Genomic DNA, 21,205 nt, shown 5'->3' on the forward strand with positions numbered 1-21,205 from the left:
TTTATGCTTTCTTATGCAAGCGGTTGGTCAGCCCGCGTAAGAAGTAACGCAAAAACTGGTCGCCGCATTCACGGTAATTCTTATGATCCGGCGCACGCATCATGGCGGTAATTTCCGGCATCGACACACGGAATTTCTGCTCGGCCATGATCGCCAGCACATCATCGGTTTTGAGGGAAAATGCGATACGCAATTTCTTCAACACAAGATTGTTGTTAACACGACGCTCTGGCGACAGCGGAGGCGTGTCTTCTGCCTTTCCGCGCTTATCGTAAATCAGGCCATTCAAAAACGACGAGAGAATGATGTCCGGGCAGCGAACAAAGCCCTCTTCGTCTTCTTTGGTTATCCAGCTGGTAATATTTGCCGGCGTAGTTTCCACTTCGGCGAGTGCGAGAATACGCACCAGATCGTTGTTATTCGATTTCAGGATGTAGCGCACGCTACGAAGAATGTCGTTACTTAACATAATGCCTTCAGCTTTCGGTATTGCGATGGGTGCAGTGTACCAGTTTTACAGCCCAATCGCCTCTTTCAGGCTCTTGAGATAGCGGCGGCTCACCGGCACCGTCTGCCCTGCGCGTAACACCAGTTCGGCCTGGCCGTTCTCTTCCAGACGGATCTCTTTCAGATGTGCCATGTTCACCAGATACTGGCGATGGCAGCGTATCAGCGGCGTACGGCTTTCGAGCGTGCGCAGCGTCAGCTCCGTAAAACCTTCCTTGCCTTCAGCGCTAGTGACAAAAACACCGCTCATGCGGCTGCTGACGAAAGCCACATCGTCCATTTGCAGGAGATAAATTCGGCTATGTCCGGTGCAGGGAATGAATTTCAACGTCTGCTGATGTTCCGGTAGCAGCGAGACGTCCTGCACGGTACGCTCCTGACGTAAACGGTTAAGCGTCTTGTCGAGCCGCTTTTCTTCAATCGGTTTCAACAAATAATCGAACGCATGCTCCTCGAATGCTTTCACCGCGTACTCATCAAACGCCGTCAGAAAAACGATATACGGGCGGTGTTCGGGGTCGAGCATTCCGACCATTTCCAGACCGCTAATGCGCGGCATCTGAATATCCAGGAAGAGTACGTCCGGGCGCAATTTATGCACTGCGCCAATAGCTTCTATCGCATTCGCGCATTCGCCCACAATCTCGATATCGTTCTGCTCCTGAAGCAGAACCCGCAGGTTTTCCCGCGCTAACGGCTCATCATCAACAATCAGCACTCTTAGCATACGTTTTCCTCCAGCGGCAATCTTAAGGTAATACGGGTAAAGCTGTCTGCTTCGCAGGCGACGGTGATTCCGCAATCATCGCCAAAATGCGCGCGCAGGCGTTTGTCCACCAGGCTCATTCCCAACCCGCCTGCTACGGCTGCAGGCTGATAAAGCCCGGCATTATCTTCAATATCCAGCACCAGATGATGATTAAACTGGCTGGCCGTGATGCTAATTTCACCGGTGCCCAGCAGCTGAGACGTCCCGTGTTTAATCGCGTTTTCAACAATCGGCTGCAGAGTAAACGCCGGAAGATGCTGATGCGCTAATTCATCCGGCACAAATAACGACACCTGCAAGCGCGACTGGAATCGTGCTTTTTCAATTTGCAGATACGCATTCACATGCTCAATCTCATCAGCCAGCGTGACTATCTCCGACGGGCGTTTCAAATTCTTGCGGAAAAAGGTCGAGAGAAATTGCACCAGCTGTGCCGCCTGGTCACTGTCTCGTCGGATCACTGCTTTCAGCGTATTCAGGGCATTGAACAAGAAATGCGGATTCACCTGCGCATGCAGCAGTTTGATCTCTGACTGTGTCAGCAACGCCTTCTGCCGTTCATATTGCCCGGCCAGGATTTGCGCCGATAACAGCTGTGCAATCCCCTCGCCTAAGGTGCGGTTGATGGAACTGAACAGGCGGTTTTTGGCCTCGTATAATTTAATGGTCCCCATCACGTGCTGATTTTCACCCCGTAGCGGGATCACCAGCGTAGAGCCAAGCTTGCACTGGGGATGCAACGAGCAGCGATAAGGCACTTCGTTACCGTCGGCGTAGACTACCTCGCCTGTTTCAATCGCCCGCAGCGTGTAAGCGGACGAAATGGGCTTACCCGGTAAATGATGGTCGTCACCGGTTCCGGTAAACGCCAGTAATCGTTCGCGGTCGGTAATGGCGACGGCACCGATATCCAGCTCCTGATACAGCACCTGCGCCACTTTCATGCTGTTCTCTTCGTTAAAACCCTGGCGCAAAATGCCTTCTGTCGACGCGGCGACTTTTAACGCCGTGGAGGAAAATGCCGAGGTGTATTTTTCAAACATGGCGCGCTTGTCGAGCAGGATGCGCATGAACAACGCCGCACCCACAGTATTAGTCACCATCATCGGTGCCGCGATGCTGCTGACCAAATGCAGCGCATCTTCAAAGGGACGCGCAATCAGCAAGATGATCAGCATTTGGGCCAGCTCGGCCACAAGCGTAATCGCCCCCGCGGTCAGCGGGCTAAAAACTTTATCCGGGCGACCGCGTTTGATCATATAGCTGTGAACCAGACCGCCGAGCAATCCCTCAACAATGGTGGAGATCATACAGCTCAACGCCGTCATCCCGCCCATCGAATAGCGATGTAATCCGCCGGTTAATCCCACCAGGCCACCGACAAGCGGGCCGCCGAGCAACCCGCCCATCACGGCACCGATAGCGCGAGTATTGGCGATGGAATCTTCGATATGAAGACCAAAATAGGTCCCCAGAATGCAGAAAATGGAGAAAGTGACGTAGCAAAGTAGTTTGTGCGGGAGGCGAACGGTCACCTGCATCAGCGGAATAAACAGCCGCGTTTTACTCATCAGCCACGCGATGACCAAAAACACACACATCTGCTGAAGCAGCAGCAACACCAGATTAAATTCGTACATAGCCGAAAACCGCACTTTCTAAAAACGCGTAACATACACTGATGCACATTAACTTTCTTTGAAGCATTCCAAAAAAGCTGTAATTCGTGTCCGGTATCACATCGTTTACCCGGAGATAGTCCATCCTTCGCATTATTTGTACAAAAAACGGTCGATTCTTCCTGGTTCGTGAATCAGCGTCTACAGTTATTCTGGGGATGCGCAAGCCAGGGGGCGAACATGGCGCTTTACACAATAGGTGAAGTGGCAGTGCTTTGTGAGATCAATCCCGTGACACTGCGAGCCTGGCAGCGACGGTATGGGTTATTGAAACCGCAGCGAACCGACGGTGGACACCGCCTGTTTAACGATGCGGATATTGACCGTATCCGCGAAATCAAAAGCTGGATCGATAATGGCGTACAGGTCAGCAAGGTTAAGTCGCTGTTAACCGAACACGAACCCGGTTGCCAGAGCGAATGGCGTGAGCATCAGGAAACCCTGCTACGGTTCCTGCAGGCTGGAAACCTTCAGCGCTTGCGCACCTGGATCAAGGAACAGGGGCGGGATTATCCTGCCCAGACGTTGATCACTCACCTCTTTATTCCTCTTCGCCGTCGCCTCCAGTCCCAGCAACCGGCATTGCAGACGTTACTGAGCATGCTGGATGGCGTACTGATCAATTACATTTCCGTGTGCCTCTCATCGGCACGCAAGAAGAGCGGCAAAGATGCACTGGTCGTTGGCTGGAATGTGCACGATACCACACGTCTATGGCTTGAAGCGTGGATTGCGACTCAGCAAGGCTGGCGCGTCGACGTGCTGGCGCATTCCTTACCCAACCTTCGTCCGGAGCTGTTCGAAGGGCAAACGCTGCTTGTCTGGTGCGGCGATATTCCGACCGCCGCTCAGCAACAGCTCCTGAGCGAATGGCGAGAGCATGGCTATCCCGTCTTTACTCTCGGTCCGTAATTTACCTTCACGGCATTTAATGGTTCATTAACAGACGTGCTTCACCGTATAATTGGACGGTTAACAAAAGGAGCACATCATGAAGGCAACCAAAGTGGCCGCCATTACTCTCTTCGCCTTAATGGCTATCAGCGGCATCGGCGGCGTCATGCTGGCCGGTTATTCATTTATCGTGCGTGGCGGTGTCGGCTGATATACCGCGCCAGTCGTTCAAAACCACGATCGACCACAATCGCCGCCAGCGCAACGAGCACCGCGCCTTGCAGAATATACGCGGTGTTAAATCCGCTCAGACCGATGATGATCGGCGTGCCTAACGTATTCGCCCCAACGGTTGATGCAATGGTCGCGGTGCCAATATTAATAATGACTGACGTTCGGATCCCCGCCAGAATCACCGGGGCAGCAAGCGGCAGTTCTACCTTTCTCAGCCGCTGTCCGGCGCTCATGCCCATGCCTTCTGCGACGCTCACCACCGCCGCTGGAACCGCCGTCAGTCCCGCCAGCGTCGCCTGTAAAATCGGCAACACGCCATACAATATCAGTGCAATAATCGCCGGTTCCTGACCAAACCCGATCACCGGAACGGCAATGGCGAGCACCGCCACTGGCGGAAACGTCTGACCGATGGCAGCAATGGTCTCGACCAGCGGGCGAAACTCTTTGCCTGCGGGACGTGTTACCGCGATACCGGCGCCAACCCCCAGCACAATTGCGATCACGCTCGACACGCCCACCAGCCAGAAATGCGCCAGCGTCAGGCTGATAAAACTCTCCTGCAAATAAACCGGTCGCGGTAATTCAGGAAATAACGCGCCAAACAGCGCACCGCTATGCGGCATCCATCCCAATAACGCGACAAACACCACAACCAGCCATAGCAGCGGATCACGCATCCACTTCATGCGCCACCTCCCCTGCCAGCAGATCGCGAAAATGCAGCGTGCCGCACGGCGTCCCGTGCTCATCAACCACCGGCAAGACTTCACATTGGTGGGCGACAAAGGCTGAAAGCGCATCACGCAGGCTCATCTGAATATGCAGCGCATCGCCCGTCACGGTGGCATTCTGAGGACGCAGATATTCCCCTACCGTGCGAAGCGAAAGCAGTCGGACGCCCAGTTCGCTGCGGCCAAAGAATTCGCGGACAAAATCCGTCGCCGGACGGGTTAACAGTTCGAGCGGCGTTCCCTGCTGCACCACTTCACCGTTGTCCATCAATACCAGTCGGTCGGCAAGGCGCAGCGCTTCATCGATATCATGCGTCACCAGGATAATGGTACGGCCCAGAATGCGGTGAATGCGCGTCATCTCGGTTTGCAACGCGCCGCGCGTGACCGGGTCCAGCGCACCAAAAGGCTCATCCATCAACAGCACCTGGGGATTCGCCGCCAGCGCCCGCGCCACGCCCACGCGCTGCTGCTGACCGCCGGAAAGCTGATGCGGGAAACGCTCGCGCAACTGCGGCTCAAGGCCCAGCAGCGCCATCAGTTCATCTAACCGCTCGGCGACTTTCTGCCGCGACCATTTTTGCAGTTGCGGCACGGTGGCAATATTCTGCGCGACCGTCCAGTGCGGGAACAGGCCAATCGACTGAATGGCATACCCCATGCGGCGGCGCAACTCCAGCACCGGCAGACTTCGGATCTCCTCTCCGGCAAAACGAATCATCCCGCTGTCATGTTCCACCAGCCGGTTGATCATCTTGAGCGTCGTGGATTTCCCGGAGCCGGAAGTGCCAATCAGCACTGAGAATGCCCCTTCTTCAAAGCGTAAATTGAGGTTGCGGACTGCGGGCTGACCGGCAAAATTCTTATTCACATTATGAAATTCAATCATGATTTTTCCCTTTCAGCAGAGCGAGCCACAAGGCAAAGACGGCGTCAATGACCACCGCCAGCGCAATGGTTGGAATGACGCCAAGCAAAACTAAATCCAGCGCACTGCTGAGTAACCCCTGGAAAACCAGCGCCCCGAAACCGCCGGCACCAATCAGCGCCGCAATCACCGCCATACCGACGGTTTGTACCGTTACCACGCGCAGGCTGCGCAGCAGAAGCGGCAACGCGATGGGTAGCTGCACCTTCCAGAAGCGCTGACGCTGACTCATGCCCATCGCACTGGCGCTTTCCAGCACGTCCGGTGAAACCTGGCTTAACCCCGCCAGAACCCCGCGCGCCAATGGCAGCAATGCATATAGCACCAGCGCAATGAGCGCAGGCGTCAGCCCTGTGCCTGCGATACCCAATGATGAAAGCGCAGGAAATGATTTCACCAGCCCGGCGAGCGGAGCAATCAGCAAACCAAAAAGGGCTACAGAAGGGATAGTCTGAATCACGTTAAGTACGGCAAAAACCGGCCCCTGACGAGAGGGATGACGATAACACCACATGCCAACAGGTACGCCGATCAGCAACGCCGGAATCAGCGTACCAAACAGAATGGTCAAATGCTGGACCAGCGCATCGTCAAACACATCCTGGCGATTAGCGTACTCCTTCAGCAACGAAAGCGAATGTAGCTCGCCGCTAAACACGATCAGCAGCGGCACGATCCAGATCTGCGCATTCAGCAGCCAGCGCCAGAGCGGCTGCTGAGTGAGTCGGCGAATCGCATCGCTACAGCCCAACAGGCACAGGGCTATCCACAGCCACAATCCACTGCCGATTGACGTTCGTGCCAGCGGGCTTTCAACCGTGCTCAAATGCGTAGCGGCCAGACCGGCACTCCACACCAGTAACGCGAAAAGAGATTCGCACAGGAACAACGTGAGAATCAGCGACAGACGCCCCCGCCAGAACGACAGCAACGCCATCAGCACCAGAGACAGTCCCAACAACATGGGCGAAAATGCCCATATCTGCCAGACCGCACGCCCTTCACCGGAAACCAGGCGATTAGGGGCAAAATTAACAAACGGCAACGCGCACGCTGCCAGCGCAAAGCACGCCAGCAGCAACAGTACACGGTTATGACATTTTATTGGCACCACTTTTCCCTGTTACTTTACGAGACCTTTTTGCTTCAGGTAATCGGCCGCCACTTTTTTAGCATCCAGCCCTTCCACAGCAATGCTCGCGTTGAGCTGTTGCAGCGTTTTTTCATCAAGCGTTTCAAACACCGGCTTCAGCCAGTCGCCCATCTGCGGATAGGCTTTCAGCACCGCTTCACGTACAACGGGCGCGGGCGCATAGATCGGCTGGACACCTTTTGGATCGGTGAGCGTTTGCAGCCCCAGCGCGGCAACCGGACCGTCTGTGCCGTACGCCATCGCGGCATTCACGCCTGATGTTTGCTGCGCTGCAGCTTTAATCGTCACCGCGGTGTCACCGCCAGCCAGAGACAGAAGCTGTTTCTGATCGAGTTTGAAATCGTACGCTTTTTCAAAGGCCGGTAACGCGTCCGGACGTTCGATAAATTCGGCCGATGCGGCGAGTTTAAAATCACCTTTATCTTTAAGATAACGGCTTAAATCGTCGAGGGAGGTGAGTTTACCTTTCTCAGCCAGATCTTTGCGCACGGCAATGGTCCAGGTGTTGTTTGCCGGGGCTGGCGTCAGCCAGATGAGCTTATTCTGCTCGGCGTCGAGTTTTTTCACTTTCTCGTAGCCTGCGCTGGCATTTTTCCACGCCGCATCGTTTTCATCTTTAAAGAAAAATGCGCCGTTGCCCGTGTATTCCGGATAGATATCCAGTTCACCAGACGTGATCGCGCCGCGCACGACGGGCGTTGTACCAAGCTGCACTTTATTGACCGTTTTAACGCCGTGGCTTTCAAGAACCTGAAGAATAATATTGCCGAGCAAAGCCCCTTCGGTATCGATTTTCGATCCGACTTTTACCGGCTCAGCCGCCTGTAATGGCAGGCTTAACGCCGCCAGCAACGCCGCAGACCCTAAAACCCGCTTTGAAATTGTCATTCCGCTATCCTCATTTTTTATCGCCCTTATCAGAGGCTTGAGAGAAAAGCGTAGTTTAAAACGGGCAATTTAACCGACAAAATGCGTTATTAGCATAAGGTAAGAACAATCCCCCGACTGGCGGGGGATTCAGGGGCAGGAGAAATTACAGCAGTTCGAACTCGCCTTTATTCACGCGAGCGGAGTCAACCCCGATAAAGACGTTAAACTTGCCGGCCTCAGCGTCATATTTCATCTGCTGATTCCAGAACTTCAGCGCGTCGACATCAATTGGGAAGCTGACGGTTTTCGTCTCGCCCGGTTTCAGATCCACTTTTTCGAAGCCGCGCAGCTGCTTCACCGGACGGCTCATCGACGCGGTGACGTCCTGAACGTACATCTGGATGACGGTCGCCCCTTCACGTTTACCGGTATTGGTCACTTCCACACTGGCCGTCACTTTTCCGTCACGCTTCATAGACGATGCTGACATTTTCACGTCGGAAACGTTGAAGGTGGTATAGCTCAGACCGTAACCAAACGGATACAGCGGGCCGTTCGCTTCGTCAAAGTAGCGTGAGGTGTATTTGTTTGGCTTATCCGCGTTATACGGACGGCCGGTATTGAGATGGCTGTAGTACACCGGGATCTGCCCAACCGAGCGCGGGAAGGACATCGGCAGTTTGCCCGATGGGTTGTAATCGCCAAACAGCACATCGGCAATCGCGTTACCGCCTTCAGTACCCGCAAACCAGGTTTCCAGCAGCGCGTCAGCCTGTTGATCTTCTTTGACCAGCGTCAGCGGACGACCGTTCATCAGCACCAGCACCAGCGGTTTACCGGTGGCTTTCAGCGCAGCAATCAGGTCGCGTTGACTTTGTGGAATGTTGATATCCGTGCGGCTGGACGCTTCGTGCGCCATGCCTTGCGCTTCGCCGACGACGGCAACCACCACGTCAGACTGCTTTGCCGCGTTAACGGCTTCGTCGATCATCGCCTGGGCAGAACGCGGATCAACTTTCACCGCCTCTTCGTACTGATTCAGGAACGTCACGATATCTTTATCGTTGGTGACATTCGCGCCTTTGGCATAAACCACTTTGCCGTTTTCACCCAGCGCGTTTTTAATCCCCGTCAACACGGTAACGGATTGATCGGCTACGCCCGCAGCGGACCAGCTCCCCATCACGTCGCGTTTGCTGTCAGCCAGAGGACCAACGACCGCAATGGTGCCCGATTTTTTCAGCGGCAACGTCTCGAGACGGTTTTTCAGCAGAACCAAACTTTCGCGCGCCACTTCACGGGCATCTTTGCGGTGCAGACGACTTTCCGCGTTGGTATCCGCCGGATCGGAATCTTTTGGTCCCAGATGGCTGTACGGATCGTTAAACAAGCCCATGTCATATTTTACATTCAGCACATGGCGCGTGGCGTCATCCAGCTCTGCCATCGTCACCTTGCCGGTTTTCACCAGATCGGGCAGATATTTGCTGTAATACTCGTCGCTCATGCTCATGTTGATACCGGCTTTGAGCGCCACGCGCACCGCGTCTTCTGGGTCGGACGCCGCACCGTGCTTAATCAACTCTTTAATCGCGCCGTGATCGGAAACGGTGATGCCTTTAAAGCCCCACTGATCGCGCAGAACATCTTTGAGTAGCCAGGAATCTGAGGTCGCCGGTGTGCCATTCAAAGAGTTCAGCGCCACCATGACCGCACCGCTACCGGCATCCAGCCCGGCTTTATACGGTGGCATGTAGTCGTTGAAGAGACGCTGCGGACTCATATCCACGGTGTTGTACTCTTTACCGCCTTCGACTGCGCCATACGCCGCAAAGTGTTTAACGCTGGTCATCACCGAGTAGCGATCCGCCGGGCTTTTACCCTGCATCGCTTCTACCATGGTTTTGCCCAGGGTCGCGGTGAGGTAGGTATCTTCACCAAACCCTTCTGACGCACGGCCCCAACGCGGATCGCGGGAGACGTCGACCATAGGCGCCCAGGTCATGTTCAGGCCATCATCCGCCGCTTCATAAGCAGAAATACGCCCAACGGTTCTGACTGCATCCAGATTGAAAGAGGACGCTAAACCGAGGCTGATAGGGAAAACGGTACGCTGGCCGTGGACGACATCGTAAGCGAAGAACAGAGGAATTTTCAGGCGGCTCAACTGCATCACCTGATCCTGCATTTTGCGGATGTCTTCACGGGTCACGGTGTTAAAAATCGCCCCGACCTGACTCTCCTGAATCATGTCGCGAATCGCCTCTTTCGGGTTATCCGGTCCGACGCTGATCAGACGCAGCTGGCCGATTTTCTCATCGACCGTCATTTTCGTGAGCAATTCGTTGACGAATTTATCGCGTGCTTCCGGGGTTAACGGGTGATTGCCAAACAGATCTTCAGCGAGCGCGGGTTGCAGCGCCAGACCTACTGCGACAGCTACAGAACAAAGCCATTTCATGTTGTTGTACTCTCTCATCATCAACCGCCGGAAAACTCGGCCAGACCGTGCGAAAAGCGCAGTGTGCCACAAACCCTTAAAACGTTGCAGGGTTATTCTCTGATTTTTCTCGTGAATACTTGTTCGCTTATAAGTTAATCGCGCTATGCTTTACAGCGAGAAATTTGCCCCACCACAAGGAGTGGAAAATGACTTCTGTTCGGACTCAACATCACAACGCATTCATTAACGAACTGTCGCGGCTGGTCGGCCACTCGCACCTGCTGACTGACCCGGAAAAAACGGCCCGTTATCGCAAAGGCTTTCGTTCCGGTCAGGGCGAGGCGCTGGCTGTGGTTTTCCCGGGTACGCTGCTCGACCTGTGGCGCGTGCTGGCGGCCTGCGTCGAAGCCGACAAAATCATTCTGATGCAGGCGGCGAATACCGGTCTGACAGAGGGCTCCACGCCAAACGGCAATGATTACGACCGCGATATTGTCATTATCAGCACTTTACGCCTGGATAAGCTGCATGTGCTGGATAAAGGTGAGCAGGTGCTGGCATACCCTGGCACCACGCTGTATTCACTGGAAAAGGCGCTTAAACCGCTCGGTCGCGAACCGCATTCTGTGATTGGTTCATCCTGTATTGGCGCATCGGTGGTCGGTGGGATCTGCAACAACTCTGGCGGTTCGCTGGTGCAGCGCGGGCCGGCTTATACCGAAATGTCGCTGTACGCGCGCATTGACGAAAACGGCAAGCTCACGCTGGTGAACCATCTGGGTATCAATCTCGGCGTCACGCCAGAACAGATCCTCAGTAAACTTGACGACGAGCGCGTCACCGACGCTGACGTTCAGCACGACGGTCGTCACGCCCACGATCATGATTACATTACCCGCGTGCGGGATATCGACGCCGATACCCCGGCGCGTTACAACGCCGATCCGGATCGTCTGTTTGAATCCTCCGGGTGTGCGGGCAAGCTGGCGGTGTTCGCCGTGCGTCTCGATACCTTCCCCGCCGAGAAGAAACAGCAGGTCTTTTATATCGGCACCAACCAGCCGGACGTGTTGACGGAAATCCGCCGCCATATTCTGGGTGAATTCGCGAATCTGCCGGTGGCGGGCGAATACATGCACCGTGATATTTACGATATCGCTGAGCGCTACGGCAAAGACACCTTCCTGATGATCGACAAGCTCGGCACCGATAAAATGCCGTTCTTCTTCACCATGAAAGGCCGCGCCGACGCGATGCTGGGTAAAGTCTCGCTGTTTAAACCGCATTTTACCGATCGTTTTATGCAGAAACTGGGCAACGCGTTCCCGGCGCATTTACCGCCGCGCATGAAAAGCTGGCGTGATAAATACGAACACCATCTGCTGTTGAAGATGGCGGGCGACGGGATTAATGAAGCGCAAACCTGGCTGAGTGAATTCTTCAAAACTGCCGAGGGCGATTTCTTTGCCTGTACACCGGAAGAAGGCAGCAAAGCGTTTTTACACCGCTTTGCGGCGGCGGGCGCAGCGATTCGCTATCAGGCCGTCCATTCCGAAGAGGTCGAAGACATTCTGGCGCTGGACATTGCCCTGCGTCGTAACGATACGGAATGGTTTGAACAGTTGCCGCCTGAGATCGACAGCAAGCTGGTGCATAAACTCTATTACGGTCACTTTATGTGCCACGTTTTCCATCAGGATTACATCGTCAAAAAGGGTGTCGATGCGCATGCTCTGAAAGACGAAATGCTTGAACTGTTGCGCGTTCGCGGGGCGCAGTACCCTGCTGAACACAATGTTGGTCATTTGTATGAAGCGCCGGACACGCTTAAGCGTTTTTATCGCGAGAATGATCCAACAAACAGCATGAACCCCGGCATTGGCAAAACGACAAAGCATAAATACTGGCGTGAAGCGGTTACTTCAGACGGTGGTGATTCGCAAGCCTCTGAACAATCCGTAAAGCCTCACTGAAAATATTGTTAAGCGCACATCAATCGTACTAGAGTATCGACACGTGCCGGAGAAACGTTTCTCCGGCTTTTTTCTTCCAGGAGAAAGCCCGCCATGTCGGCCGTTGAGATCTTATCTGCGAATGAAGTTGAGGTGCGCGACGCCCAGCCTGACGATGTCCACGCGATTGCCGCCATCTATGCCTGGCATGTGTTGAACGGTCGCGCCTCGTTTGAAGAAGTCCCTCCCGCTATTGATGAAATTCGCCAGCGCATGCGCGATATCGCCGCCGAGGGGTTGCCCTGGCTGGTGGCGCTTTATCGTGGTGTGGTGGTGGGTTACTGCTATGCCGCGCTGTATCGCGCTCGCCCTGCCTATCGCTATACGCTTGAAGAGTCGATCTATGTCGATGCCAGCGCCACTGGACGCGGTTTTGGCAGCGCGCTGATGGATGCCCTGATTGAACGCTGCGAACAAGGCCACTGGCGACAAATGATTGCGGTGGTGGGTGACGGGCACAACAATTCAGGCTCTATTCGTCTGCACAAAAAGCATGGCTTTGAAGTGGCCGGACAGCTCAGAAGCGTGGGCTACAAGAAAGGGAACTGGCGGGATACGCTGATCATGCAGCGTCCACTCAACGACGGTGACTGGACGCTGCCGGAATAGTTAATCGTTTTGCGCGGTTTGTTCACCCGCCGATGACGCTGAGGCCATTTGCGCAGCTTTTTGCTTTTTATAGCTCAACGCTGCCGCCGGTACTGGCTGGGCTTTACCGGTTTCAATCCAGGTCCGTAGACGGCTGGCATCGGCAAAGTGGGTGTATTTACCAAAGGCATCCATCACCACCAGCGCCACCGGTTTACCGTTGAACACAGTACGCATCACCAGACAGTGACCCGCCGCATTGGTAAAGCCCGTTTTGGTTAACTGAATATTCCAGTTCTCCCGATAAACCAGATGGTTAGTATTGCGGAACGGCAGCGTGTAAGCCGGATTCGCAAACGTGGCCATCTCTTCACGCGTGGTGCTGAGCTGTCCGATCAGCGGATACTGCTTGCTGGCGATCAGCATTTGGGTCAGATCGCGCGCGGTCGACACGTTATGGATCGACAGACCCGTCGGCTCCACAAAACGCGTATTCTTCATCCCCAGTGATTTCGCTTTCGCGTTCATCGCGCGAATAAACGCGTCGTAACCGCCAGGATAATGATGTGCCAGGCTCGCTGCCGCACGGTTTTCCGAGGACATCAATGCCAGCAGCAGCATATTTTTACGGCTGATTTCGCTGTTCAAACGCACGCGAGAGTAAATCCCCTTCATTTCCGGCGTCTGGCTGATATCGACCTTGAGTTTCTCATCCAGCGGCAGTCGTGCATCCAGCACCACCATCGCGGTCATTAATTTGGTAATTGAGGCAATCGGACGCACCAGATCCGGGTGACTGGAATAGATCACTTTGTTGGTGTTCAGATCGACAATCATCGCGCTACCCGAAGCAATTTCCGGTTGAGCGGCAGTCGTCAGTGCAGGTGTTTTCGCGATCGCAGGTACGGCAACGGGCGCCGCCAGGATCAGCGCAAGGCTAAGTAATGAGACTCGGAATTTCAGCATGGGGGAAACTTCTGATAATTATTCATGCACGTTATGACGTACGCCTCCTGTGAAAACGCGCGGACACAGGCTGGCAAAGGCATCATAGCGGTGCCGGGCGCATGTCGCCAGCGAAGAATCGTGAACAGATGCTGTATTGCTGGCATTTACGCCAGCAATGCATTCAGGTTAGAACAGTCGATAGCCGTAACCCCACAGGATCACCGTCAGCGCCAGCAAGGCCTCTAGCACCAGCACCCCGATAGCCAGCGTCGATCCCGAGAAACTTAACCCTTCCTCTTTATTAATATTCAGGAAGGTCGGGATACCGACAAACAGCAGATAACCGGTGTAAAACAGCGCAAGAGTGCCGACAAGCGCGCACAGCCAGACCAGCGGATACAGCGCCACGATGCCGCTCATAAACAGCGGTGTTGCCACGTAACCTGCGAAAACCATACACAGCGTCAATGATGGGCGCTGCGGATAGTTACGCGCCATCCAGTAAATGACACGCCCCATGATCGCCACACCTGCGAGCATGATGCCGTAGAAGATCACCGCAAGTGCCAGGCCGGTCACCCACGACAGTTTTACGATGTTGCCATCGCCAAAATTCCAGCCGATTTGCGTGGTACCAATAAAAGCGCATATCACCGGGACTGCCGCCATGAGCAGGACATGGTGCGTGTAATGGTGCGCGACCGTTTCGTTCTCACTTCTGATAACGTGCATTTCACGATTGGGATGGGAAAAAAGGCCCCAGACATGGTTCATACAGCCCCCTCATTGTCAGCCCGCAAGCGATACTGTCAGTATAATGCAGGGTTTCGATTATTTTATGTACAGCCTAAAAAAAGGCCACGGAGACGAAACGGCGTTGGTTGCGACACCATTAATTGACAGGGTGTATGATTAAAGCGGGTTCACTGAGGGAGACTATGCTTACCTTATGGATATCAATAATCTAATTGAACAGTACGGATATGTTGCCCTGGTGATTGGTAGCGTGGCAGAAGGCGAAACCATTACCCTGCTTGGCGGCGTGGCGGCCCATCAGGGATTGCTGCGCTTCCCGCTGGTGGTTGCCGCTGTCGCGCTAGGCGGCATGATTGGCGATCAGTTGCTTTATCTGCTGGGATTACGCTTCGGCCCTGCGCTTTTAAAACGTTTTAAGAAACATCAAAAGAAGATTAATCGCGCGCAGCGCCTGATTCAGCGCCACCCTTATTTATTCGTTATCGGAACGCGGTTTATGTACGGGTTTCGCATCATCGGTCCGTTGCTGATTGGTGCCAGCCGACTGTCGCCGAAAATCTTCCTGCCGCTCAATATCATCGGCGCCATCGCCTGGGCGTTGATTTTCACCTCGCTGGGATACGTTGGCGGCGAAGTGATTGGCCCATGGCTGCACGATCTCGATCAGCATTTGAAACACTGGATTTGGGTGATAGTGATTGCCGTGGCGGTCATTGCGGTGCGGCTGTGGCTGAAATACCGGGACAAAAAGCGAGAGTAAATCAGCAGGGTGACGTCATCCCCTCTCCCGATGAGAGAGGGGAAGATATTACTCTGCCGGTTTAAATTGCGGGTTTGCGATCATGAATCCCCCATCGACAATAAAAGATTGTCCGGTGGTGTAGCTGGCGTCGGTGTCGCAGAGCCAGGCCACCATGCTGGCGATCTCTTTGGTGTGCCCCGGGCGTCCGAGCGGGATTTCTGGCATTGATCCCTCTTCGACTTCGCTGTCATCCATGTCGTTCATCGGCGTGGCTATCGCCCCAGGCGCGACGGCGTTGACCAGAATGTTATGCTGCACCAGTTCCATTGCCATCGATTTGGTTAATCCCCCCAGCGCGTGTTTAGCCGCCGTGTAGGCGCTGGCATCAGGCAGCGGCGTGTGTTCATGCACGGACGTAATGTTGACGATCCGCCCGCCCCGCCCCTGCTTCACCATCTGCCTCGCGGCAATTTGCGAGCACAAAAACGCCCCATCCACATCGACGGTGAATATTGACCGCCAGTCGTCAAATGCCATATCCAGAAACGGCGCTTTGGTCATTGCCCCGGCGTTGTTTACCAGCACATCCAGGCGACCAAACCGGGCGATGAGTGATTCGATCGCCTTCGCGCCCTGCGGAAGTTCGCTTAGATCCAGCTGGATAGCTTCGGCGCGCTGACCCCGTGCCTCAATTTCACGGCAGGTTTTCAGCGCCCCGTCTTCATCGGAATGCCAGGTCACACCAATGTCAAAGCCACGTTCAGCCAACATCAACGCCGTGGTTTTGCCTATCCCTGAATCTGATGCGGTCACAATTGCGACGCGATTTGCTGCTGCCATACTCACCTCCGGAGAAATCACAAAGAGTTAAGTATAGATAATGCTCACTGATTAACTCTGGTGATAACCGCCGCCCAGTGCCGCCGTCAGTTGAAGCGTCGCATCGACATATTGCCCCTTCAGCGCCAGACCGGCGATGCGCTCCTGCAACGCCGGGATCTTCGCTTCGCTGACGCGCGACCCGGCAATGATCCCGGCGTTAAAACGGGCCTGCGCGAGCGCAACCACGCGCGCGGCATCGGCTTCGACATGTTGCTGTTGCTGATTTTTGTGCATCAGTGTTTCGACTTCACTGGCGGCATGTTCAACCTGATTTACCGCGTCAATCACGGCCTTATTGTAATTTGCCACGCTCAGATTACTTTGCGCCTGGACGATATCCAGACTGGCGTTGAGCCTGCCGCTGTCGAAAATCGGCAGCGTCAGCCCGGCCGTGACGCCCATTTGCTGTGCTGATGAACGAAATAAATCGCTTAAGTGCAGCGCATCCTGTTGCAGGAAGGCCATCAAATTTATATCTGGGTAATAGGCCGCCTTTGCGGCATCAACTTCACTGAGCGACGATTCGATATACCAGTGCGCCTCCTGAAGATCGGGACGGCGGGCCAGCAGTTCATAGCCCAGCGTCGCAGGCAGAGAGGCCTCCACCGTCGGCAGTGAGTGCGGTTTTAATACGATTGCTGAAGAGTGGGTGAGAGCCCGCAGGCGGGCTTCAATGGTTTTCATTTTGCCGTTCACTTCCGCCAGGCGTTCATCCGTTTTACTGGCGTTAATGTCTGTCTCCACCCCTTCCACGGACGACGTGATGCCGTTCTTATACAGCTCGCGATCGGCACCAATGATATTGCCTTGCTCTTTTTTGATCGCCACCAGTACCTGTTCCATCGCGTTCTGCGTCTGCCACTCCCAGTAAAGGCGGGCAACGCTGCTCGCGAGCAATTGCCGGGTTTGTTCCATCTCGGCTTTCTGCGCATTCACTTTGCCAATGCGAGCCTCAACCCGATCGCGATTTTTCCCCCACAGATCCAAATCCCATCCGGCGGTTAAGCCAAGCGTACCGTTGGTGTACCACGGGCCCGTCGTGCCTGCGGCCGGGTCGGTAGTGGCAAAGGGCCCCATTAATCCTTCTGCCGACATTTTTTGCCGCTCGGCATTCGCAGAGAAATCAAGCTGAGGACCCTCCGCCGCTGCGGCCAGCTTTGCCTGTGCCTCCGCCAGCGCAATGCGTTGACGCGCAATCTGCATATCCGGTGCATCGGCCTGAGCCTGAGCGATCAGCGAATCCAGCTGTGGGTCGTTGTACGCTTTCCACCACGAGTTTTGTGGCCACGAGTTTTGCGCCAGCTGAGTGTTGATTTTTGTTGCCGGAATAAACTGCGCCAGCGATGCCGACGTGTCGTGATGCGGAGCACACGCGACAATCGTGAAAGCGAGAGGCAAGCTTAAAGAGAAAATAATTGAACGTTTCATTACGCCATTCACATAAAAAGAAAGGCGCAAATTACGCTGGATGCTTTACTTTTTTTTAGTAACCCGTGGCAACCCGCAATTTGTCATACATTCACATAACCAGAAAAATATACACCCGCTAAATTGATGAAAATTCATTATTTATGGCAGTTATAAGTCTACTTTTCTTTCGGGCTGCTACACTTTATTTACTTAAGCTCATTTGGCGAGGGAGAAGGGAATGAAGATTTTACTGTGGGTAATTCTGATTATTTTCTTGATTGGTTTGCTGGTCGTGACGGGCGTCTTTAAGATGATTTTCTGATGATTTTGCCCGTCAGGTATTGCGCCTGACGGGCACGTCCTACGTTCACTCCGCTTTCAGCGATGCCCCGTTGGTTGCAATCACTTCTCGATACCAGTAGAAACTTTTCTTACGGCTGCGCGCCAGCGTACCGTTGCCGCTATCATCGCGATCGACATAGATAAAACCATAACGTTTAGAAAGCTCAGCTTTGGATGCGCTCACCAGATCGATCGGTCCCCAGCTGGTGTAGCCCATCACTTCCACGCCGTCGTCGATCGCCTCGCGCACCTGCACCAGATGGTCGTTGAGATAGCGAATGCGATAGTCGTCCTGCACCACGCCATTAGCGTCTGGCTTATCCTTCGCACCCAAACCGTTCTCAACGATAAACAGCGGTTTCTGATAACGATCCCACAGCACGTTCAGCAGCGTACGCAGGCCAATGGGGTCAATTTGCCAGCCCCATTCGGAACTCGCCAGATGCGGGTTCGGCACCATGCTCAGAATATTGCCTCGCGCCTGCTGGTTGAGCTCCTCGTCAGTGGTCACGCAGCCGGTCATATAGTAGCTGAAAGAGATAAAATCGACGGTGGCTTTCAGCGCTTCGCGATCGGCATCGGTGATTTCAAGCGTAATTCCGTTATCGCGGAAGAATCGCAGCATATAGCCCGGATACGCCCCACGACACTGTACGTCGCCGAAGAACTGCCACGCGCGGTTTTCCTGTAAGGCTTCCAGCACGTCTTCTGGCTTACAGGTCAGAGGATAAACCAGGCCGCCGAGCAGCATGTTGCCAATTTTGGCATCCGGGATAATCTCATGGCAGGCCTTCACCGCCAGCGCACTCGCCACCAGCTGATGGTGAATCGCTTGATAAACATCCGCTTTGCTGCTGTCTTCCGGCAGGCCGACGCCGGTCATCGGCGCATGCAGGGACATATTGATTTCATTGAAGGTGAGCCACAGCTTTACTTTCTGTTTATACCGCGCAAAGACGGTACGCGCGTAGCGCTCAAAGAAGTCGATCGTCTGACGATTGCCCCAGCCGCCGTACTGCTTCACAAGCCCCCACGGCATTTCATAATGCGACAGCGTAACCAGCGGCGTGATGTTGTGTACCGCGAGCTCGTCAAACAGCTTGTCGTAAAATGCCAGCCCAGCCTCGTTCGGCTGCTGCTCGTCACCGTTCGGGAAGATACGTGTCCAGGCGATCGATACGCGCAGGCAGCTAAAGCCCATTTCGGCAAACAGTTTGATATCGTCCGGGTAGCGATGATAAAAATCAATTGCGACATCTTTGATGCCGCTGTCGCCCTCAACGCGCTCGACCACCTTGCCAAATACACCTTGCGGCTGTACGTCAGAGGTCGACAGGCCTTTACCATCCTCCAGATAAGCGCCTTCTACCTGGTTTGCGGCAACCGCGCCGCCCCACAAAAAGGTTTTCGGGAAAGTTTTCATCACGTTCTCCTGTTATTAATGGCTTACGTTTAATAGCGGTGTTCCGGCACTGACAGACGTTGCCGCCACAATCACCACATCACGGTAATCGTCACTGTTACTGATAATAATGGGGGTCGCCAGATCGTATCCTGCATCGATAATGGCCTGACGATCGAACTCCAGCAGCAGATCGCCGGGCTGAACCTTGTCTCCCACCTTGACATGCGCGGTGAAGGGCTTGCCGTCGAGCTTCACGGTGTCGATACCGACATGGATCAGCACCTCAATACCGCTCTCACTCAGAAGGCCGATGGCATGTTTGGTCTGGAATAACGACGCCACTTCACCCGCAAACGGAGCAATGACTCTGTTGTCGGAAGGAATAATCGCCACACCTTGCCCTAGTAAGCCGCTGGCAAAGGTGGCGTCGGGCACCTGATCAAGCGCCAACACGGTTCCGCTCATTGGAGCCAAAACGTCGTCCTCGCATGCTGTTATAACCTGCTCATCCTGCGCTGCACTTTTAGGTAACCCAGCGATCAGCGTCATGACGCAGCTCAAGACCAGCGCCACAAGCGTGCCGATAATGCCGCCCCAAAGCGTGGTATTCACGCCACCCGGCGGGATCATCTGCGCCACGGTAAAGATATTGGCAAAGCCAAAGGAGTAAACGTGCGTATCGCTAAAGCCTACAATCGCGCCCCCCACCGCGCCCGCCACGCAACCGAAGATAAACGGGCGTCGCAGCGGCAGGTTAACGCCATACACAGCCGGTTCGGTGATGCCGAAAATCCCTGCGGTAACGGAGGAACCCGCTATCATCTTCTGGCGCGCGTCCCGGGTACGCAGGAATATACCCAGTGCGGCCCCCACCTGCCCCATCACCGCAGGCAGCAGCATTGGCAGCATTGAGTCGTGGCCGAGTACGGCCAGATTATTGATCATCAATGGCACCAGCCCCCAGTGCAGCCCAAAGATCACGCAGACCTGCCACAGTGCCCCCATCGCCGCCCCAGCCAACCACGGTGCCAGAACATAAATCCACTGATAGCCGTTCGCCAGTAGCTGGCTCAGCCAGGTTGCGACGGGACCAATAATCAAGAACGTCAGCGGTACGGTCACGACCAGACAGATAAGCGGCGCGAAGAAGTTTTTCATCGACGACGGTAATAATTTGTTGCTCTGCTTTTCCAGCCAGCAGCTCACCCATGCGGCAAGAATGATTGGAATAACTGAGGCGCTGTAGTTAAACCAGGTCACGGGAATACCCATGAACGCCTCTGATACCGCCCCCACCTGTTGGCTGGCTTCAAACGCCTGAATCATCATCGGATGCGTGAGCGCCCCGCCGATGACCATGGTGATAAACGGATTGCCGCCGAACTTTTTACCGGCGGTGTAGCCCAGCACCAGCGGGAAGAAGAAGAACAGCGCATCGCTTGCCGCGAACCAGATTTTGTACGTTCCGCTGTCGGTCGAGAGCCAACCGCAGACCACCGCCAGTGCCAGCAGCCCTTTCAGAATACCGGAGGCCGCCAGTATGCCGATAAATGGGGTGAAAATACCTGACACGATGTCAATCAGGCGTCCCAGCAGATTGCCTTTGTCACCGTGTTCATCAGTCGCAACGGGAGTTTCGTCCGTCAAGCCTGCTTCTGCCCGCACCGCCTGCCAGGCGTCGTGAACGTGATTCCCGATGACCACCTGAAACTGTCCGCCGCTTTCGACAACCATAATTACGCCCGGATTTTTCTTGAGCCCTTGCGCATCTGCTTTTTGATTCTCTTTTAATTTGAAACGAAGCCGGGTGGCGCAATGAACCAGACTGACGATATTCTCTTTCCCCCCAACATGGGCAAGAATATCCTTCGCCAAAGCTTGGTATTCCATTTCGATTTCCTTACATCTG

20 protein-coding genes are annotated in these 21,205 nt (G+C 54.5%); 6 read left to right on the forward strand and 14 right to left on the reverse strand.

All coding sequences use genetic code 11. The annotated features are described in order from the left end of the window. Position 1: 1 nt before the first annotated feature. The 3 genes from I6L74_RS01225 to I6L74_RS01235 are packed head-to-tail and all read right to left on the reverse strand — an operon-like array spanning position 2 to position 2,916. Entirely contained in the window at positions 2-469 is a 468-nt protein-coding gene (locus I6L74_RS01225) for a YehS family protein (protein WP_059179233.1), read from the reverse strand. Between the two features lie 45 nt (positions 470-514). Then, positions 515-1,234, reverse strand: a complete 720-nt coding sequence (gene btsR, locus I6L74_RS01230) for a two-component system response regulator BtsR (protein WP_059179234.1) — start codon at positions 1,232-1,234, stop codon at positions 515-517. Next, the gene (locus I6L74_RS01235) at positions 1,228-2,916 is read right to left on the reverse strand and encodes a sensor histidine kinase (RefSeq protein WP_059179235.1); all 1,689 of its coding nucleotides are present in this window, start codon (positions 2,914-2,916) and stop codon (positions 1,228-1,230) included. Before I6L74_RS01235 ends, btsR begins: the two co-directional genes overlap by 7 nt. A 219-nt stretch (positions 2,917-3,135) precedes the next feature. Here I6L74_RS01235 and mlrA point away from each other — a divergent pair, with 219 nt between their 5' ends. Both mlrA and I6L74_RS01245 read left to right on the forward strand, forming a co-directional pair. Continuing rightward, on the forward strand, positions 3,136-3,867 hold the full coding sequence (gene mlrA / locus I6L74_RS01240; RefSeq protein ID WP_059179236.1) for an HTH-type transcriptional regulator MlrA: 732 nt from the start codon (positions 3,136-3,138) through the stop codon (positions 3,865-3,867). Between the two features lie 79 nt (positions 3,868-3,946). Next, the gene (locus I6L74_RS01245) at positions 3,947-4,060 is read left to right on the forward strand and encodes a protein YohO (protein ID WP_015959724.1); all 114 of its coding nucleotides are present in this window, start codon (positions 3,947-3,949) and stop codon (positions 4,058-4,060) included. Here I6L74_RS01245 and I6L74_RS01250 read toward each other — a convergent pair. From I6L74_RS01250 to bglX, 5 genes are all read right to left on the reverse strand, one after another. Beyond that, positions 4,035-4,772: an ABC transporter permease gene (locus I6L74_RS01250; RefSeq protein WP_015959725.1), complete on the reverse strand. Its 738-nt coding sequence runs from the start codon at positions 4,770-4,772 to the stop codon at positions 4,035-4,037. The genes I6L74_RS01245 and I6L74_RS01250 overlap by 26 nt on opposite strands. After that, on the reverse strand, positions 4,756-5,706 hold the full coding sequence (locus tag I6L74_RS01255; RefSeq protein ID WP_059179237.1) for an ABC transporter ATP-binding protein: 951 nt from the start codon (positions 5,704-5,706) through the stop codon (positions 4,756-4,758). Before I6L74_RS01255 ends, I6L74_RS01250 begins: the two co-directional genes overlap by 17 nt. Next, positions 5,699-6,856, reverse strand: coding sequence for an ABC transporter permease (locus I6L74_RS01260; RefSeq protein ID WP_059179238.1), 1,158 nt, complete (start codon positions 6,854-6,856; stop codon positions 5,699-5,701). Before I6L74_RS01260 ends, I6L74_RS01255 begins: the two co-directional genes overlap by 8 nt. A gap of 12 nt (positions 6,857-6,868) precedes the next feature. Next, on the reverse strand, positions 6,869-7,786 hold the full coding sequence (gene osmF, locus I6L74_RS01265) for a glycine betaine ABC transporter substrate-binding protein OsmF (RefSeq protein WP_059179239.1): 918 nt from the start codon (positions 7,784-7,786) through the stop codon (positions 6,869-6,871). Positions 7,787-7,931: 145 nt separating this feature from the next. Further along, positions 7,932-10,229 carry a beta-glucosidase BglX gene (gene bglX, locus I6L74_RS01270; protein WP_072241871.1) on the reverse strand — a complete coding sequence of 766 codons (2,298 nt, stop codon included), beginning with the start codon at positions 10,227-10,229 and terminating at the stop codon, positions 7,932-7,934. Between the two features lie 188 nt (positions 10,230-10,417). On the opposite strand from bglX, the gene dld reads away from it, so the two are divergent. Next, positions 10,418-12,184, forward strand: coding sequence for a D-lactate dehydrogenase (dld, locus tag I6L74_RS01275; RefSeq protein ID WP_059179241.1), 1,767 nt, complete (start codon positions 10,418-10,420; stop codon positions 12,182-12,184). 93 nt (positions 12,185-12,277) lie between these two features. Then, entirely contained in the window at positions 12,278-12,832 is a 555-nt protein-coding gene (locus I6L74_RS01280; protein WP_059179242.1) for a GNAT family N-acetyltransferase, read from the forward strand. Here the strand turns inward: I6L74_RS01280 and pbpG are convergent, their stop codons facing one another. Next, a complete protein-coding gene (pbpG, locus tag I6L74_RS01285; protein WP_059179243.1) occupies positions 12,833-13,777 on the reverse strand; it encodes a D-alanyl-D-alanine endopeptidase in 945 nt (314 codons plus the stop codon). A gap of 168 nt (positions 13,778-13,945) precedes the next feature. Next, positions 13,946-14,533: a Yip1 family protein gene (locus I6L74_RS01290; protein ID WP_059179244.1), complete on the reverse strand. Its 588-nt coding sequence runs from the start codon at positions 14,531-14,533 to the stop codon at positions 13,946-13,948. A 175-nt stretch (positions 14,534-14,708) separates the two neighbouring features. On the opposite strand from I6L74_RS01290, the gene I6L74_RS01295 reads away from it, so the two are divergent. Continuing rightward, on the forward strand, positions 14,709-15,275 hold the full coding sequence (locus tag I6L74_RS01295; protein WP_059179245.1) for a DedA family protein: 567 nt from the start codon (positions 14,709-14,711) through the stop codon (positions 15,273-15,275). Positions 15,276-15,323: 48 nt separating this feature from the next. Here the strand turns inward: I6L74_RS01295 and I6L74_RS01300 are convergent, their stop codons facing one another. Both I6L74_RS01300 and mdtQ read right to left on the reverse strand, forming a co-directional pair. Beyond that, positions 15,324-16,097 (reverse strand): SDR family oxidoreductase, encoded by a 774-nt coding sequence (locus tag I6L74_RS01300; RefSeq protein WP_059179246.1) that lies wholly within the window; start codon positions 16,095-16,097, stop codon positions 15,324-15,326. A 51-nt stretch (positions 16,098-16,148) separates the two neighbouring features. Next, positions 16,149-17,567, reverse strand: coding sequence for a multidrug resistance outer membrane protein MdtQ (gene mdtQ, locus I6L74_RS01305; protein ID WP_059179247.1), 1,419 nt, complete (start codon positions 17,565-17,567; stop codon positions 16,149-16,151). Between the two features lie 220 nt (positions 17,568-17,787). Between mdtQ and yohP the strand changes: the two genes are divergently transcribed. Continuing rightward, the gene (yohP, locus tag I6L74_RS01310; RefSeq protein WP_015572324.1) at positions 17,788-17,871 is read left to right on the forward strand and encodes a small membrane protein YohP; all 84 of its coding nucleotides are present in this window, start codon (positions 17,788-17,790) and stop codon (positions 17,869-17,871) included. 45 nt (positions 17,872-17,916) lie between these two features. Here yohP and I6L74_RS01315 read toward each other — a convergent pair whose 3' ends face one another. Both I6L74_RS01315 and bglF read right to left on the reverse strand, forming a co-directional pair. Then, positions 17,917-19,314: a glycoside hydrolase family 1 protein gene (locus I6L74_RS01315; protein WP_059179248.1), complete on the reverse strand. Its 1,398-nt coding sequence runs from the start codon at positions 19,312-19,314 to the stop codon at positions 17,917-17,919. 15 nt (positions 19,315-19,329) lie between these two features. Next, complete coding sequence (gene bglF, locus I6L74_RS01320) at positions 19,330-21,186, reverse strand: PTS beta-glucoside transporter subunit IIABC (RefSeq protein ID WP_059179249.1); 1,857 nt, start codon at positions 21,184-21,186, stop codon at positions 19,330-19,332. Between the last annotated feature and the right edge of the window lie 19 nt (positions 21,187-21,205).

Origin of the sequence: Lelliottia amnigena, from assembly GCF_019047465.1 — a bacterium.
GTDB classification, from domain to species: Bacteria; Pseudomonadota; Gammaproteobacteria; order Enterobacterales; family Enterobacteriaceae; genus Enterobacter; species Enterobacter amnigenus.

Coding starts and splice junctions, on each gene's coding strand:
- dld (WP_059179241.1), top strand. CDS start 10,418: ATGACTTCTGTTCGGACTCAACATCACAACGCATTCATTAACGAACTG.
- yohP (WP_015572324.1), top strand. CDS start 17,788: ATGAAGATTTTACTGTGGGTAATTCTGATTATTTTCTTGATTGGTTTG.
- I6L74_RS01315 (WP_059179248.1), bottom strand. CDS start 19,314: ATGAAAACTTTCCCGAAAACCTTTTTGTGGGGCGGCGCGGTTGCCGCA.
- I6L74_RS01235 (WP_059179235.1), bottom strand. CDS start 2,916: ATGTACGAATTTAATCTGGTGTTGCTGCTGCTTCAGCAGATGTGTGTG.
- pbpG (WP_059179243.1), bottom strand. CDS start 13,777: ATGCTGAAATTCCGAGTCTCATTACTTAGCCTTGCGCTGATCCTGGCG.
- btsR (WP_059179234.1), bottom strand. CDS start 1,234: ATGCTAAGAGTGCTGATTGTTGATGATGAGCCGTTAGCGCGGGAAAAC.
- I6L74_RS01280 (WP_059179242.1), top strand. CDS start 12,278: ATGTCGGCCGTTGAGATCTTATCTGCGAATGAAGTTGAGGTGCGCGAC.
- I6L74_RS01250 (WP_015959725.1), bottom strand. CDS start 4,772: ATGAAGTGGATGCGTGATCCGCTGCTATGGCTGGTTGTGGTGTTTGTC.
- osmF (WP_059179239.1), bottom strand. CDS start 7,786: ATGACAATTTCAAAGCGGGTTTTAGGGTCTGCGGCGTTGCTGGCGGCG.
- mdtQ (WP_059179247.1), bottom strand. CDS start 17,567: ATGAAACGTTCAATTATTTTCTCTTTAAGCTTGCCTCTCGCTTTCACG.
- I6L74_RS01225 (WP_059179233.1), bottom strand. CDS start 469: ATGTTAAGTAACGACATTCTTCGTAGCGTGCGCTACATCCTGAAATCG.
- mlrA (WP_059179236.1), top strand. CDS start 3,136: ATGGCGCTTTACACAATAGGTGAAGTGGCAGTGCTTTGTGAGATCAAT.
- I6L74_RS01245 (WP_015959724.1), top strand. CDS start 3,947: ATGAAGGCAACCAAAGTGGCCGCCATTACTCTCTTCGCCTTAATGGCT.
- bglF (WP_059179249.1), bottom strand. CDS start 21,186: ATGGAATACCAAGCTTTGGCGAAGGATATTCTTGCCCATGTTGGGGGG.
- I6L74_RS01290 (WP_059179244.1), bottom strand. CDS start 14,533: ATGAACCATGTCTGGGGCCTTTTTTCCCATCCCAATCGTGAAATGCAC.
- I6L74_RS01300 (WP_059179246.1), bottom strand. CDS start 16,097: ATGGCAGCAGCAAATCGCGTCGCAATTGTGACCGCATCAGATTCAGGG.
- I6L74_RS01255 (WP_059179237.1), bottom strand. CDS start 5,706: ATGATTGAATTTCATAATGTGAATAAGAATTTTGCCGGTCAGCCCGCA.
- I6L74_RS01295 (WP_059179245.1), top strand. CDS start 14,709: ATGGATATCAATAATCTAATTGAACAGTACGGATATGTTGCCCTGGTG.
- bglX (WP_072241871.1), bottom strand. CDS start 10,229: ATGAAATGGCTTTGTTCTGTAGCTGTCGCAGTAGGTCTGGCGCTGCAA.